Annotated in this window: 12 protein-coding genes; 2 read left to right on the forward strand and 10 right to left on the reverse strand. The window is 55.3% G+C overall.

Annotated elements, in window-relative coordinates; all coding sequences use genetic code 11:
- Positions 1 to 164 precede the first annotated feature (164 nt).
- From AB8818_RS16415 to AB8818_RS16455, 9 genes are all read right to left on the reverse strand, one after another.
- Positions 165 to 2,519 (reverse strand): type VI secretion system Vgr family protein, encoded by a 2,355-nt coding sequence (locus tag AB8818_RS16415; protein ID WP_192983666.1) that lies wholly within the window; start codon positions 2,517 to 2,519, stop codon positions 165 to 167.
- Positions 2,519 to 5,176, reverse strand: a complete 2,658-nt coding sequence (gene tssH, locus AB8818_RS16420; protein WP_192983664.1) for a type VI secretion system ATPase TssH — start codon at positions 5,174 to 5,176, stop codon at positions 2,519 to 2,521. The genes AB8818_RS16415 and tssH overlap by 1 nt, the downstream gene beginning before the upstream one ends.
- Before the next feature lie 169 nt (positions 5,177 to 5,345).
- The gene (hcp, locus tag AB8818_RS16425; RefSeq protein WP_050861762.1) at positions 5,346 to 5,837 is read right to left on the reverse strand and encodes a type VI secretion system effector Hcp; all 492 of its coding nucleotides are present in this window, start codon (positions 5,835 to 5,837) and stop codon (positions 5,346 to 5,348) included.
- Positions 5,838 to 5,841: 4 nt separating this feature from the next.
- Complete coding sequence (locus AB8818_RS16430; protein ID WP_371199929.1) at positions 5,842 to 7,524, reverse strand: OmpA family protein; 1,683 nt, start codon at positions 7,522 to 7,524, stop codon at positions 5,842 to 5,844.
- Complete coding sequence (gene tssL, locus AB8818_RS16435) at positions 7,524 to 8,252, reverse strand: type VI secretion system protein TssL, short form (RefSeq protein WP_192983659.1); 729 nt, start codon at positions 8,250 to 8,252, stop codon at positions 7,524 to 7,526. The genes AB8818_RS16430 and tssL overlap by 1 nt, the downstream gene beginning before the upstream one ends.
- Positions 8,249 to 9,598, reverse strand: a complete 1,350-nt coding sequence (tssK, locus tag AB8818_RS16440; protein WP_192983656.1) for a type VI secretion system baseplate subunit TssK — start codon at positions 9,596 to 9,598, stop codon at positions 8,249 to 8,251. Before tssK ends, tssL begins: the two co-directional genes overlap by 4 nt.
- An 18-nt stretch (positions 9,599 to 9,616) precedes the next feature.
- On the reverse strand, positions 9,617 to 11,161 hold the full coding sequence (gene tssC, locus AB8818_RS16445) for a type VI secretion system contractile sheath large subunit (RefSeq protein ID WP_192983654.1): 1,545 nt from the start codon (positions 11,159 to 11,161) through the stop codon (positions 9,617 to 9,619).
- Between the two features lie 32 nt (positions 11,162 to 11,193).
- Positions 11,194 to 11,691, reverse strand: a complete 498-nt coding sequence (gene tssB, locus AB8818_RS16450; protein ID WP_192983651.1) for a type VI secretion system contractile sheath small subunit — start codon at positions 11,689 to 11,691, stop codon at positions 11,194 to 11,196.
- 641 nt (positions 11,692 to 12,332) lie between these two features.
- Positions 12,333 to 12,470, reverse strand: coding sequence for a hypothetical protein (locus AB8818_RS16455; protein WP_159427010.1), 138 nt, complete (start codon positions 12,468 to 12,470; stop codon positions 12,333 to 12,335).
- A gap of 12 nt (positions 12,471 to 12,482) precedes the next feature.
- Here AB8818_RS16455 and lpxP point away from each other — a divergent pair, with 12 nt between their 5' ends.
- Positions 12,483 to 13,403 carry a kdo(2)-lipid IV(A) palmitoleoyltransferase gene (gene lpxP / locus AB8818_RS16460; protein ID WP_116341078.1) on the forward strand — a complete coding sequence of 307 codons (921 nt, stop codon included), beginning with the start codon at positions 12,483 to 12,485 and terminating at the stop codon, positions 13,401 to 13,403.
- Between the two features lie 358 nt (positions 13,404 to 13,761).
- Positions 13,762 to 13,833: a membrane protein YpdK gene (gene ypdK, locus AB8818_RS16465; protein WP_099458937.1), complete on the forward strand. Its 72-nt coding sequence runs from the start codon at positions 13,762 to 13,764 to the stop codon at positions 13,831 to 13,833.
- Between the two features lie 53 nt (positions 13,834 to 13,886).
- Here ypdK and alaC read toward each other — a convergent pair whose 3' ends face one another.
- Positions 13,887 to 15,125 carry an alanine transaminase gene (gene alaC / locus AB8818_RS16470; RefSeq protein WP_192983648.1) on the reverse strand — a complete coding sequence of 413 codons (1,239 nt, stop codon included), beginning with the start codon at positions 15,123 to 15,125 and terminating at the stop codon, positions 13,887 to 13,889.
- Positions 15,126 to 15,369: the final 244 nt, after the last annotated feature.

The raw sequence follows: 15,369 nt of genomic DNA on the forward strand, positions 1-15,369 counted from the left end.
GCTTTTACTGGTGATGTGGATCCCGCCATGCCACATGTTATTCGTCCCGGCCAGCCAGGAGCCGTGTGGCTCCTGGCAGAGCGACTGCATCATGTCATCCAGGGTGGCGTATTGTTCACCATTCGCTTTTCGGGCAGGAAAACAGATTTTCATTTCGGTTATCCTTAACGTGAAGGGATATTACGTGTTTTGGGTGGCTCCACGCTGGCATTTGTCTGGCTGAACTTAGGCGGTGTGATGTCCATGCTGCCGCCGGCCATCGGTGAGCGGTAATGTGCAGACTTGACCAGGTAATCCCCCGGGGTTTCTTCCACAATACCGCCGTTGTCCAGCGTGATACTGGAGCCGCCACCGTTGAGTCGCAGTTTAGGCGCACTGATGAGCAATTCATCCTTGTTACTGCTGATGGTAAACAGCAGCTCTGATGTCATCTCCATAGAGCTCGCCTCTGCGCGGACCTCAACATCCCCCTGATTAGCAATCAGCTTTGCCCCGGATTTATGAGCAAACAGCCCGACAGACTCACTGGCAGCCAGCGTGATATTCTTCATTGCTCCCATATCCAGATGCTGACCTGCACTCAGGATGGTGTTCTGCTTGCTGGTCATCTGAAGATGCTCACCCGACGTGAACGCCACGCCCTGCGGTGCACTGCCCAGCAGTACCGCGGACTGAAGGTCTCTCAGGCGGTTTTCCAGCAGTCTGTTCTGGCTTTCGAGGTCACAGGTGAGTGCCTGAGCCTGCTGCGCAAGCAGATTGAGCCGCTTCATTTCGGCCGCTGACTGATTCAGGCGTTCAATAGCCGGCGCCATATCCAGCATTTTGCCCTGTGCCGCCGGTTGTGCATCAGCAGTCAGGAACATCCCCCGTCCGGCACGCAGCGCCCCGTATTCATCGGTGCGCAGTTCAAAACCGGTTCCGCGGGGCTCACGCTCACTATCTACAACATGACCGCCGTTGAGTTGCGTCTTGCCAAACGGCGTCGCCAGCTTGAAATGCTCTTCCTGACGCTTATCTTCCAGACGGAATTTGTTGTCTCCGGCCGTACGCCAGATGTTGCGCGTGTGATTATCACGGGTTACGTGGTCCGGGTGTTCTGAATCGTGCTGAGCGTGGGCAATGTACGGGCGGTCAGGGTCACCCCCGTCGAACATCACCGAGACTTCAGTGCCATCAAGCAACGGGGAGTGGAAGCCGAAGGTATCCCCGGCGTACGGTTTTGCCATGCGCAGCCAGAGGTAGGCATAGCCCTGCTCGGTGCTGTTACGGTCAAAATCAAGCCGGACGCGATATCGCCCCTGGTTGTCCAGATGCGCGTAGGTGTCATGCTTCTCATCGCTCTCCACCCGGGCAGGCAGGGAGCCGGCCACCACCGGGCGGTTCAACAGAGCCGGACGAAAACAGACCGTTTCTCTGTAAGGAATGCCCGTAAAGCGCAGCTGAAAGCCTTTGTCGCGTGCACCTGAGGTGTGAATACCGGTGATGACGATGCCGTTCTTCAGCAAGTCAGGCAGCCCACTGCCCTGTGGCTCCAGCACTTCGCCCGGAGCCAGAACCGGCCTGCTTGCTCGCCCCGTGACTGTTTGCTGAGCATTGAGGTAGCGCTCATGACGCAGGCGGGCATACCAGGCGCCGCTCTCCGGAGTGTGCTCATCCCCTTGACTCAGGAACGGCTCAGCATAGTGATACACCTCACCGATGGTGGCCCCACTCTCCTGACGAACCGTCACCGAACTGTCCTGTGGGGTCAGTGCATCACGGTAGTTATAGTCGCGGCTAGCCACACTATCTGTGACCACGCGGTCTGTCGGCCGAATATCCCAGACGCTCTCCTGGCCGTTATCACTCGTGCGTGACGGCGGGATAACAGGCAGCTTCACGCCAAACTGATACTGCATCTGGCTGTCCTGGAAAATTACCACATCCTGTTCAATGCGGCCGTCCATCTCAAAGCGCCAGAAAATGCCGACTTCAGCCAGCAGACGCTGAACAAAGGCCAGGTCCGTTTCACGCCACTGGGTAATGAGCTCGCGGACCGGGTAGGCCTGCGACAGACGGAATTCAAAATCCGCCCCTTCCAGCCCATGGGAACGCAGGATTTGCTCCACCACCTCCGGCACAGACTGGTTCAGATACACCGCACAGCGTTCGGTATGCTGCATGAGCGCAATACGCGGCACCAGTCTCAGGGCATAGGTAATTTCATCCCCCGAAACAGAGATACGGCGAAAATCATCCACCACGCCATACACCGTACGCACAGGTACGGCAGGCGTACCGTCATAAAGCGGCGTCTGAAAGGTAAAAGAGGCGGGTTTGAGCATCAGCTCACTGCCGGCAATATTCGCAGCACAGGTGACGGTGACATCGTAACGCCACGGCTGGCTCAGGGTTTCAGTGGCACGATAGCGCAGGACATCGAGAAAATGCGGGCATTCATGGACGTCCATGCGATAGCGGGACAACCCCAGAACTTCATCAATTTTCTTCTGTGCCAGACTGGCAATGCTCTCCATCATCACGCCTCCTCTGTGGTATCCGTGGCATCAAATGCCAGCCCAATCCCCTCTTCATCATTCCAGCCGAGCGTCAGAGAATGTGGTTTTTGCTTCGCCGCCATGTAGGTCAGCAACTGCTGACTCAGCACCGGCAGAATTTGTTGATTGAGCAGGCTGTCGACGTTACGCGCCCCTGTATCCGGCAGCAAGCAGGAGGCAGTCAGTGCGTCATACAGACTTTCGTTAATATGCGTGGTCAGGCCGTAGTGACGGTTCAGGCGCTTGCTGACCTGTGACAGCTTCATTTCCACGATGGTGCGCATCGCCGCTTCGGCCAGTGGACGGTAAATCACGGTCTGGAAGCGAGCCAGCAGCGCGGGCTGGAAGTGTTCACGCAGGATCGGACGTAGCAGTTCATGCAGATCGCCTTCGGTGGCCTCCGGCTGTTCGTCAAGCAGTTGCATCAGGTGATCGCTGCCGAGGTTGGAGGTCATGAGGATGACGGTATTGCGAAAGTCGATTTCTCGCCCTTCGCCGTCGCGCATAAAGCCGCGGTCGAATACCTGATAGAACAGGTTCATGACGTCACGGTGTGCTTTTTCCACCTCATCGAGCAGCACCACACTGTACGGGCGCTTACGAACCGCTTCGGTGAGAATGCCGCCCTGACCGTAACCCACGTAGCCCGGCGGCGAGCCTTTCAGCTGCGACACTGTGTGCGGCTCCTGGTATTCGGACAGGTTGATGGTGATGAGGGATTTCTCACCGCCGTAAAGCACGTCCGCCAGCGCGAGTGCAGTTTCGGTCTTACCGACGCCACTCGGGCCAATAAGCAGGAACACGCCCTGCGGACCATTCTCGGACGTGAGACCCGTTTTTGCCGCACGCAGACGCTGAGCGATAGCGTTAAGGGAGGCATCCTGCCCGACCACACGTTTACCGATTTCATTTTCCAGGGTCAGCAGTTCAGTCTGCTCGTCTTTCATCAGGGAAGAGAGCGGCACGCCGGTCCAGTCGGCAATCACGTTGGCGACCGTGCGGGTGTCTACATCTACCTGAACCAGCACGTCGCCCTGCTGTGCCTGTTCTAGCTGCTGTTGCAGGTCGGAAATCTCAGCCTGCTGGCTGATGTCCTGGCGGCTGGCCATCAGCTGCTGTGCCAGCGCCTTTTCGTTGCTGAAACGCGCTTCCTGCTCTTCGATACGCGCATCCAGTTCAGTTCGCTGCTGCTCAATGGCACCCAGGCGGTCACCATGACGGTTACTGCCGGCGGCGATATCTTCCAGTAACGCCTGCTCTTCCAGTTCCAGTGCGGTCAGTTGTGCTTTCAGGCGTACAATGGCTTCCGGCACGGTATCAAGACTCATGCGCACTCGCGCGGCGGCGGTATCCAGCAAATCAACAGCCTTGTCCGGCAACTGGCGGCCGGTCAGGTAGCGACGGGACAGGGTGACGGCCGCACGGACCGCATCGTCAGTGATGTGCACGTTATGGTGTTCGGCATAGCGGGATTTCAGGCCTCTGAGCATCAGGCACGCCGTCTCATCGTCCGGCTCGTCCACCTTCACCATCTGGAAGCGACGCTCCAGGGCAGCATCGCGCTCAAAATATTGTTTGTATTCAGACCATGTGGTGGCGGCGATAGTGCGAAGTTCGCCACGCGCCAGTGCCGGTTTGAGCAGGTTGGCCGCATCTGCGCCTCCCGCCTGGTTACCCGCGCCGATGATGGTGTGGGCTTCGTCAATAAACAGCAAAATTGGGGCAGGCGACTGTTGTACAGCATCGATGACGTTTTTCAGGCGCTGTTCGAACTCACCTTTCACTCCTGCACCTGCCTGCAACAGGCCGAGGTCGAGGGTGCGCAGAATAACCGGTTTCAGGCTTTCCGGAACGTTGCCTTCAGCGATACGTAAAGCCAGACCTTCCACCAGTGCCGTTTTGCCGACGCCTGGTTCACCCACCAGAATCGGGTTGTTCTTGCGACGCCGCGAGAGAATGTCCACCATCTGACGAATTTCAGTATCACGACCAAAGACCGGGTCGATTTTGCCTTCTCTGGCTTTGGCGGTGACATCAAGGGTGAATTTATCCAGCGCATTCTGCAGGGCCGGGGTCAGTTCCCCCTCTTTCAGTTCTGCCCCCACCGGGCGGCCAACAAACTCCACCTCACCACCGTGGCTCTGCGCCAGCTCTGCTTCCTGCTGCACGTCTGGACGTTCGTCCGACTGTGCGTCGAGCAGCGGACGTAGACGCTCCAGCTGGCTCTGGCCCAGCGTCAGCAGCGGCCACAGCCCGTCACAGCGAACCAGTTTCTGTTTCTCAACCAGCGCCATCAGCAGATGGATGCTGCGAATTTGTTCCTCACCGTTAAGAGAAGCAATCAGCCAGGCTTCCTGTAGAAGAGACTGAATGGCATCAGACAGCTGCGGACGGTGTCGTACCGAGCGCGGCTGTTTATCGAGCCAGCCCAGCAAATCCTGCCAGATGGCGTCCATGTCCCATTCGTAGCGGCGGGCCAGCACCGTCAGGTCACCTTCACCCTGCTCCAGCAGTTTCAGCAGCCAGTGCTCAGGCAGGATTTCTGCGTGCGCGCGGGTCTGACACAGGGAGGCAGCCCCTTCCATCGCGCTGGCGCAGTAAGGGTTGAGACGTCGAAGGAGGATTGCCGGGTTTTCCATGTTTGCTTGCTCACTGTTGAGGACCATTCAGGCACGCTACCGCCCCTGGCCGTTACCGAGGCCCATAAGGTCTGTTTCCGGGATATGATGTTTTTGCTGAACGCCCGCAGGAGCAGACGCTCAGCAAAAGCAAAAAAAAGCGGACAGAGAAACTCTGCCCGCTCGTGACTTACGCGGTGGCGCGTTCGTTCCAGGAATCGGAATGAATGATGTTGCCGTCTTTGTAGGTCCAGGTGATTTTTTCGTAGCGCAGCTCAATCTGCTCCAGATGGTTGTGCTTCTCAAAAGAAGGATCCTTGATATCGTGCATCACCGGATTCACCTTCACCACTTTGACGTTCTCGAGTTTTGTGTTGAAGTACTCCACTTCCTGACCCGCATCGTTGATTTTGTACCACTTGAATTCAGCAGATTTCAGGGTCTGACCGGTGGTCACCGCCTTGTACAGATACGGGCTTGACGAGTCGATTTCCTTGGTGAACTTGAACGGGGTGTGGATACGGGTACCGGTCAGCTTGCCGGTGTTGTTGTCGGTCGGGATGTACAGATCATGCTGCTGTGCAACCACTTCGATGCTGCCGTCACGATCCTGAACATCCACAGACCCTTTGATGTCCGCGCCGCCGTCGTCTTTCAGCCAAAGATAAACAGGAATTGCCATGGAATTACTCTCCATTGTGTTGTGATGCGCCATCATCCTGCGATGACGCCTGGGTGTGGCCCGGTATCTGACAGGCGTTCGCCTGCGGTACCAGACTGATTTCGACACGGCGGTTGAGCGCACGGCCCTCCGGGGTGTCATTGGTTGCGATCGGACGGCTTGCGCCATAGCCCTGCACCGCAAAACAGCTTTCCGGCACGTCACCGGTGTCACGCATCCAGTCACGCACCGCCTCGGCACGTTTCTGTGACAGCGTCTGGTTCAGCTGTGCGTTACCTGTATTGTCTGTATGACCCGCGACCACAATCAGCCAGCCCGGTTTGGCCTTAATGCCGACCAGAGAATTGACGAGCATTTTGGTCGAGCCGGTTTTCAGCACCGCTTTGCCGGAGTCAAACAGCGACATACTGTCGAGACGGACAATTTTCGGTACCGGCTTTAGCTTCGGTTTTGGCGGTGGCGGCGGAGGCACATACGTATCAATGGCCTGCTGCACGGCCAGCCACAGACGATTGCCCTGATACAGCCCGAGCCCGTAGCGATATGGCTCTCCCTGACGCTGCCAGCGCTCCAGCAACAATGCATCCTGCTGCAGGGCGTGCAGGGCCTGCGCTTTCGGGGAGTAGTGGTTCATCGGGATAGCCTGCCAGCGCTGAAGGTCGGCGCTGACCGTGCGGATAAGCGACTGGTTATGCCGCACGGACAGGGCAATGGCACCCAGGGCGCATAACAGCAGAATCATCACCACCCAACGCCCGGTTTTGCCACCCTGCAACGGGGTGGTATAAGGAGCCAGCAGAGGAAGTACCGCATCGGCAAAATGCCAGCGCGGTTCACAGGCAGTGACATGGCCGGCAGGGGCAATGCGGGTCTGGCGGAACAATAACTGTGGCCACAGCGCGGCTGTCGAGGTGGATACCGACCCGAGACGCAGGGTGACAGCAAATGGTCGTAAGGCCGGACACAACCTGTCCGCTTTGCCCAGTTCATCCAGCATCACGGCGTGAAGCAGCGATGTCGCCTGGGACAGGTATGGCTGAATTAGAGCCGTCTGCGGGGACTGCTGCCATTCGCTGAGGGTGACAGCAGGTTCGTCTTCAGGACATACCAGGGTCGTATTTCCCTGTACCACTATCCAGGGCGTTTCCGGACCGCTGAATTCGGCACTCAGGACCACCGGCACGCTAAAGCCGGTCAGGTCCCGCAACTGCTTCATCTGCAGGCGCAATGCTTTCAAAGAGGCACGCAACAGCGCCTCATCTTCATGCTGGTCCGGCAAACAGCGGTACATTGCGGCGAGCTGGCCTGCCATCGTCGGCGTACGGGCCAGCAGACGCTCAGCAAAAGGCGTGAGTCCGGACAGTTCAGTTATCCGGAGGTACCACCCCTGCGCCGTGCCACGTGTCTGCCCTGCTGCGAACATGCTATCACCCACATCCCCGCAGACCAGCACCACCGGTCCGGTATGACTGTCGGGCGGGAAAATTCCGGCCTCATCAGCCAGTTGTACTGGTTGCTGTTGACGGTAACGGCGACGGGCAAGCATGCCCGCAACCAGCAAGACCACCAGAGTCAGGATGGCTTTCCCGGCAACCGGCCAGGTCAGGAATCCCCATACCAGCCACAACACGGCGGCAAGGCAGAGCACTACCGGCAGAGCAGCCCGGACGACTGTTTTTCCACGCATCAGGGCTGCTCCGGCAGTTGCTGGCGCAGCAGATCCTGCAACCACAAATGACCACCCAGCCACACCACACCGGTCAGGATCACCGCCAGCACAATCCAGAACCAGACGGATCGCAGCAGGTTATAACGACGGCGACCGGTCTTCTGAACCACCAGTGATGTCCCGCTTTCCAGCGGTGGCACTCGCTCATTCAGGGCAGCGATCACTTCATCGCGCTGAGACTGTCCCACCCCGGAGAGGCTGTATTGCCCCTGAAACCCCAGCGCCAGCACCCGCTGGTAGCAAGTTAGCACCGCAGGCTCCGGCGCGGGCTGACGCAGCACCTCCGCGATACGATCGTACAAGGCTCCGCCCGCTCTCAGGGAGCCGAAGTAAACCGCCTGCAGTGGCGCAGAACGCCAGGCTCGTTGCCCGGCATCAAGGGGCATATTCAACGCACCAAGGGCACTGTCGCCGGATACTGCCGCTTGCGCATTTTCCGTGTGCTGAGCCACGGGTTTACGATTCATAACGGTTTCATCCAGCAGGGCGCACTGGGCATAAGTGATGTGATCAATACTTTCAGCACCCAGCCCGGCGCGCTCCAGCGCCTCGCGTACGCTTTCCACCTGCGCTTTGCAGGCCGCATACAGCGCAGGGCCATCCGCCACCTGCCCACCGTGACGCAATTGCGCCACGGTTAGCCAGGTCTCTGCCATCAGGGCATCAATGTCGATAACTTTATTCATGAGCGCAGCACCGCAAACAGTTCAAGCTCCAGCTCGCCGAGCAGGGATGGAACGTAGAATACGCACCCCCCCTGATCCAGCATTTCGCGGGCCGCATCACTCTCCATGTCCAGTACAAAGTACTGGTTCTCCAGACGCACCGGCAGTGCAGCAGGGACACGGCTCAGGGCAATGAGGCCAATTCCCTCGACGGCCACGCCGGATACTTCACCGACATTCGCCGGGGCACCGGCAATACACATCTCAGCGAACCGTTCGGCAATCTGCCATGCCGGCTGACTGGCTCGTACGGAAAGGTAAAAATCCGCTTCATCGCGCAGACGAATATCATGCAGTACCGCTTTCCAGGTCTCCGGATCCAGACGATCCATCCTGACCGCGACCACTCGTGACGGCAGGCTGGCTTCCAGCAGCTCACTGATGAGATCAAACAACGGCGGGAAGGTCTTTTCCGGCGCGCTGTGGTCATAACCCGGAATGGCATCCAGATCGTGCTCAAGCGAGAAGGTCAGCATACTGCCGGCAAGACGCGCCAGCTCGGCCCAGACCTGCTCAGGATGTCTGTCAGGGAAGCGCTCATACTCACAGAGCACCCGTGCATGCGAGTTCAGGGCATTCAGCAACCAGAACAACGACACGTCAGCGACCGCAAAATCGGCCATCCGGTCATTACTTTCACGACGCATGGACATCAGACGCTGACGGCGGGAGCGCAACTGGCGATTCAGCAGCGCAAGACGTTCACACAGATTACGACTTGCCGAGAAGAGCGCCATCGGCGGGATAAAGTCAGGATCCTGACGCCAGCCCCCCTGCCCGTCCTGTAACAGACGGGCAATGGCGCAGGTATCCCAGGCAACGTTGTCTTCATGTCCGAAACGGAATGCCAGATTAAACCGGGCCACCGCCATCGACTCTTCTTCCTGACCGAAGCGGTCGGCGATTGTCTCCCAGGCTTCCCGATAGCGCAGCGGGCGCTCTGCAGGTAGCGTGTCTGTCTGCACATTCACGATCCCGGCCTGCATCACCGGTAACGCCACATACACTGTCACCGGGGCATTGCCGGCAGAAGCCGGTGCCTCGATTTCACGTGGCTCCGGAGGCAGGTCACTGAATCGGGTATCAACCAGTGTGTCATCCGGTAACCAGAGACGAAGTGACTGCGCCTGCACGCGGCCGGAGGCCAGCATCGCGTCATCAAGCTCAACCCGACCAACACCCCAGGGGAAAGCATTTCCGCGGGCGGCAATACCAGCCCGGGAAAATGCATCCCATTCAGACTGCTGCTGGAACTGCTGAGGGGCCAGAAGTGCCCCTTCATTCCATAACGGACGATGAATTTTCATCCCTGATTTCCCCTCGCCTCAGGATTTGGCTTTCGGCATCTGGGAAACCAGTGACAGGTTCACGTCCATGCCTTCTACCTGGAAGTGCGGAATAGCGTACAATTTCACGCGGAAGAAGCCCGGGTTGTCCTCAATATCTTCCACCACCACTTTCGCATCACGCAGTGGATGAGACGCCTGCAGCTCGTCGCCCGGGTCGGTCATTTCGGTCACCAGGCTGCGGACCCAGGTATTCAGCTCCAGCTCCAGCAGTCGGCGATCCTTGGTAGTACCGATGTTTTCACGCTGAATCAGCTTCAGGTAGTGAGCGATACGCGACAGCAGGAAGATGTACGGAAGACGGGCGTTGATGCGGCTGTTCGCCGTTGCATCTGCGGTGTCATACAGTGCCGGTTTCTGCGTGGAGTTAGCCGAGAAGAAGCAGGCGTAGTCGCGGTTTTTGTAGTAGGACAAAGGAATGAAGCCCAGATTCGCGAATTCAAATTCACGGGTTTCCGGGATCATCACCTCGCTTGGGATTTTCACCTGATTGCCGGTACCGAGATCGTACAGATGGATCGGCAGGTCCTGAACCGCACCGCCAGCCTGTGGCCCACGAATCTGTACACACCAGCCATTATTGATAAAGCTGCGCACCATGTTGGACGCGAAGGCAAACGATGCGTTGGTCCACAGATATTTGTCATGATCCGGACCTTTGACCTCTTCGACATAATTGAAGCTGCGAACCGGAACGGTATCCGGGCCATACGGTAAGCGTCCCAGTACGCGCGGCATCACCAGGCCGATGTAGCGGGCGTCGTCAGTATCGCGGAACGATTTCCACTTGATGTACTCCGCGCGGTCAAAATAGTTACCAATATCTTTAATCGCCGCGACGTCTTCCATGGACTCCTTGAGGAAGAATTTCGGGCCTGCCGAGCCGATAAACGGCATATGTGCCGCAGCAGAGACCTTGGAAATGTTGCGCAGGAGAGCGACATCCTGCGCTGAAGCGTCGAACTCGTAAGCGGAAATCAGTGCCGCAATGGGCTCGCCGCCCGGGGTGTCATATTCGTCGATGTAGGTATGTTTATACAGACCACTCTGAATGACTTCTGGACAGTCTTCAAAGTCCTGACGCAGGTCTTCTTTAGACATACTCAGCAACTCAATTTTCACGTTCTGGCGAAAATCGGTTTTATCCACCAGCGACTTCACACCGCGCCACAGGCTTTCAACCGCCTGAAAGTCATCATGGTGCATGACAGCGTCCAGCTGGCGGCTGATCTGATAATCGAGCTCAGCGATATGATGATCAATCAGGCTCTTATCCAGTTTTTCGACCTTCGAGCCTGCTTTGGTCAGACATTCCAGAAAGACCTGCATACCTGCAGTCAGACGCTCATCCGCGGTCGCATCTGACATCGCCTGGGCATCTTGCCAGATATCCAACGCGCTCAGCTCAGAGACAGGGCTCAGATTGATTTTCTCAAACAGGGAAGCGTAAACCCCACCCGCAAAAGGACGTTCCAGCACCACGCTTTCACCGTCAGCAATATTATTTTGTACAGACATGAGCATTCCTTGATTAATCCGTTAAAACAGCTTGATGGTTAAGGTTTTTTTGGTGCCAGAGCTGATAGCTCATTTCGCAAATCAGCGCTAAGCGACTGGTCAAGAACGATTTTTTCCAGCTCTTTTCGGAAAGTCTGGTTATCCAACAGGTTGGCCTTCAGATCGCGAAGCAAGTTGCGCATCGCCAACATCGCCTTCAACTGCGGTATCTGGGCAGCAACCTGCTCCGGCGTGAAATCTTTCATGCTCTGGAAAGTCAGCTGAATGTTGTCTTCACCACCATCGTCAGAGAGCGTATTTTTAACGGTCAGATTAACTTTTGGGGAATATTCGGAAAGGACACTGTCAAAATTATTTTTGTTAATATTAACTTTTTCACGCTCGGATATTGACGCAGATTCCTGTCCGTTGCTGAAATCACCCGTAACAAGCAATTTCAAGGGTAATTCCATTTTCTTACTTGCTCCGCCAGTATGCAGGTCAAGCTTCAGGTTAATACGTGCCTTAGGCACCTCATTCTGAAAACTGTCAGCCATCTCATCGTCCCTCTTTGTTTTGCTATGAAAACTTCACGGTATCGTTCTTGATGCGCAATAATAGAATAATGATCGGCGCAAAATCAAATGCACAGATCATTTATCCGAATCAAGAAATTTCTTAAGAATTTTCCACTAAAACATTATTGCGAAATGGCTGGTCAACTCAGAAAAAGACGCTACTTCTGGACTATAAAACGAATATTCATATCGAATAAACGATCGCAGGCAGATAAACCCTCACAAAAACACCCTGTCTTGACCTGCATCATAACAATGAAGTCAAAAATAATAAACACACAGGCAAACGTTATTGTGACTCGATAAAATGAAGACGTTAAGAAATAATGAAAACACACGATTTTATTGATTGCATGAATAACACCTAAGAAATTTCGCAGGGAATTTTCTTATTAATTTACCTGGAGTGTTAAATAATTTTCTTAACTAAGTGACCTGCCACAACTTAACCCGCGACGCTTTTTATTCATTCAGCCCCCCCATTTTGAGATGTTTCCATCGCCAACACATGCAGACTGACGCTTTCACAGCAGAGAATATAAAAACTGTAAAATCAAGCACCTCCCTGACTGTCGCTTTTTTAATCAAAAACGAGTAATAGCACATAACGTATAACGGTGCTACATTACGCCGCCCGCCCAAATCAGCAGTGGCCAGGCAACGCCGTAAAGTTCGGTAAAGCCTGCAACCATCACCTTGAAGAACGGTCTTATCGGCACGTCGTATCGCAAACTCTGCGCTACCTTTACAGGCTTCATATAGGTTTTACTATTTTGTCTCAATCCAAATTTCAACGTGCGTTTTTACACCCACGTTACTGGTTTACATGGTTTGGTCTTGGCGTTCTCTGGCTGCTGGTTCAACTACCCTACCCTGCGCTGCGTTTGCTGGGGTCTAAACTGGGTAGCGTCTCCCGCTATTTCCTGAAGCGTCGCGAATCCATCGCGCGTAAAAATCTTGAGCTTTGCTTCCCTCAGTACAATGCTGAAGAGCGGGAGAAACTCATCGCTGAAAACTTCAAGTCTATCGGCATGGCGTTGCTTGAAACCGGCATGGCCTGGTTCTGGCCGGATGAGCGCGTGCGCAAGTGGTTTGACGTGGAAGGACTGGATAACCTTAAACGCGCGCAGATGCAAAAACGCGGCGTGATGGTCGTTGGCGTTCACTTTATGTCGCTGGAGCTGGGCGGCCGCGTGATGGGGCTTTGTCAGCCCATGATGGCAACCTACAGACCGCACAACAGTGCGCTGATGGAGTGGGTGCAAACGCGCGGACGTATGCGTTCCAACAAAGCGATGATCAGCCGTAATAACCTGCGCGGTATGGTTGGTGCTCTGAAGAAAGGTGAAGCCGTCTGGTTTGCACCCGATCAGGATTACGGACGTAAAGGCAGCAGCTTTGCTCCCTTCTTTGCCGTAAAAGACGTGGCGACGACCAACGGTACTTTTGTCATTTCGCGTTTGTCAGGTGCCTCCATGCTGACCGTGACAATGGTGAGAAAAGCGGATAAGTCAGGCTACCGTCTGCACATCTCCCCAGAAATGGCTAACTATCCGGAAAACGAGTGTGAAGCGGCAGCGTTTATCAATAAGGTCATCGAAACAGAAATCATGCGTGCGCCTGAGCAGTACCTATGGATGCATCGCCGTTTCAAAACGCGCCCTCTCGGCGAAGCCTCGCTCTATATTTAAGCCTTCCAGTAAGGTTAGTTTCGCTAAGAAACTAACCTTTTCAATCACCTGTCATCCCATGACTAAACCGCCTTTCATAGCGTCGCCCAAAGTGAATTTATTGCGTCGTGAAATCAAACTGTCGCCGTTCCACGACACTCGTAAGTGACGGAAATTATTTAAAAAAATCCCTCTTGCCACCCCTCATTTTTAGGCGTACATTAGCGCCGTCTGGCTACAGGAAAGCACAGAATTCTGAGCTGGAGTCGGCGGCATAACGGGAAAATTCTCATTTCTGATTTGGCCGGATTTCAGCTCTCTATAATCAGTTGGACTCTGTTTTTAAGTGCGTACCACAAGATACGCGGAGCGATGAAACGTGAAATATTTCTTTATGGGCATTTCGGTGATCGTTTTAGTCTGGGCCGGAACCTTTGCCCTGATGATCTAGTGAAGAACATGCAGTCAAAAAAACAGGAGCCATTTGGCTCCTGTTTTTTTATGTCATGACGATGCGGGGTGTTCTGCGACGCTCTTTGAGGTGAGAAGACCGTCGGCCCGGAACATACTTTTGATGCCCCTCACCGCCTGACGAATACGGTCGCTGTTTTCAATCAGGGCAAATCGCACATGGGTGTCGCCGTAATCACCAAAGCCAATGCCCGGTGACACACACACCTTCGCATCCTGCAGTAGTTTTTTAGCAAACTCCAGCGATCCCATCGCCGCGTACGGTTCCGGAATTTTCGCCCAGACGTACATGGACGCTTTCGGCATTTCCACCATCCAGCCGGCCTCATGCAGCCCTTTTACCAGCACGTCGCGGCGGCGCTTATACTGGGTGGCAATCTCGTGAACGCACTGCTGGTCGCCTTCCAGGGCAGCGATAGCGGCGACCTGCAGCGGAGTGAAGGTACCGTAGTCGTGGTAACTCTTGATTCGCGCCAGTGCACTCACCAGCGTTTTATTACCCACCATAAAGCCAATACGCCAGCCCGCCATGTTGTAGCTTTTCGACAGGGTAAAGAACTCTACCGCCACGTCACGCGCGCCCGGAACCTGCATAATCGACGGGGCTTTCCAGCCGTCATAGACGATGTCTGCGTAGGCTAAATCGTGAACCACCAGCACGTCATAACGCTTGGCCAGCGCGACAACTTTCTCGAAGAAATCGAGCTCCACGCACTGGGCCGTTGGGTTCGACGGGAAACCCAGGATCATCATTTTAGGTTTCGGATAGCTTTCGCGAATGGCACGTTCCAGCTCGTTAAAGAAATCGACACCTTCCACCAGCGGCACGGAGCGGACCTGCGCCCCGGCAATCACCGCGCCGTAGATATGGATCGGATAGCTTGGATTAGGCACCAACACCGTATCGCCATGATCCAGCGTGGCCAGCATCAGGTGTGCCAGCCCCTCTTTCGAGCCGATGGTGACAATCGCTTCACTTTCAGGATCAATATCAACCTGATAGCGATCCTGATACCAGCGCGAGATCGCGCGACGTAACCTGGGAATACCGCGAGAGGTTGAGTAGCCGTGCGTATCCGGGCGCTGGGCAACCGTGCAAAGCTTTTCAACGATATGCGGCGGCGTTGGGCCGTCAGGGTTACCCATGCTGAAATCGATAATATCTTCGCCGCGCCGACGCGCAGCCATCTTCAGTTCAGCAGTGATATTGAAAACATAAGGGGGGAGACGATCGATACGCGTAAAACGGCGTTCAGGACTGAATTCAGCCATAGATTCCTCAGATTAACGTTAGCGCCCGGACCGTCCGAGCGACGCTGCCACCGATGTGGCGTGCTTAGAAAATAACCTGAAAAAAATCATGCTGTCGAGGGGGAAATGAAAAAAAAGCGCGCGCGTGAAAACCGGAACACTGCAATGCCTGAAAGTGTAAGCATGGTTCTGATATCGGCTTTATGTTAGCCGTTATTTAACACAATGATATCAAAACAGTTACCTGCCGATATGGCGCTGAGAA

The organism is Enterobacter sp. KB-280D8 (assembly GCF_041399405.1).
GTDB classification, from domain to species: domain Bacteria; phylum Pseudomonadota; class Gammaproteobacteria; order Enterobacterales; family Enterobacteriaceae; genus Enterobacter; species Enterobacter cloacae_N.

What these genes read in the sequence shown, in the direction of transcription:
- tssB (WP_192983651.1), bottom strand. Translation starts at nt 11,691, where the DNA reads ATGGCTGACAGTTTTCAGAATGAGGTGCCTAAGGCACGTATTAACCTG.
- tssK (WP_192983656.1), bottom strand. Translation starts at nt 9,598, where the DNA reads ATGAAAATTCATCGTCCGTTATGGAATGAAGGGGCACTTCTGGCCCCT.
- tssC (WP_192983654.1), bottom strand. Translation starts at nt 11,161, where the DNA reads ATGCTCATGTCTGTACAAAATAATATTGCTGACGGTGAAAGCGTGGTG.
- AB8818_RS16455 (WP_159427010.1), bottom strand. Translation starts at nt 12,470, where the DNA reads ATGAAGCCTGTAAAGGTAGCGCAGAGTTTGCGATACGACGTGCCGATA.
- tssL (WP_192983659.1), bottom strand. Translation starts at nt 8,252, where the DNA reads ATGAATAAAGTTATCGACATTGATGCCCTGATGGCAGAGACCTGGCTA.
- AB8818_RS16415 (WP_192983666.1), bottom strand. Translation starts at nt 2,519, where the DNA reads ATGATGGAGAGCATTGCCAGTCTGGCACAGAAGAAAATTGATGAAGTT.
- AB8818_RS16430 (WP_371199929.1), bottom strand. Translation starts at nt 7,524, where the DNA reads ATGCGTGGAAAAACAGTCGTCCGGGCTGCTCTGCCGGTAGTGCTCTGC.
- hcp (WP_050861762.1), bottom strand. Translation starts at nt 5,837, where the DNA reads ATGGCAATTCCTGTTTATCTTTGGCTGAAAGACGACGGCGGCGCGGAC.
- tssH (WP_192983664.1), bottom strand. Translation starts at nt 5,176, where the DNA reads ATGGAAAACCCGGCAATCCTCCTTCGACGTCTCAACCCTTACTGCGCC.
- alaC (WP_192983648.1), bottom strand. Translation starts at nt 15,125, where the DNA reads ATGGCTGAATTCAGTCCTGAACGCCGTTTTACGCGTATCGATCGTCTC.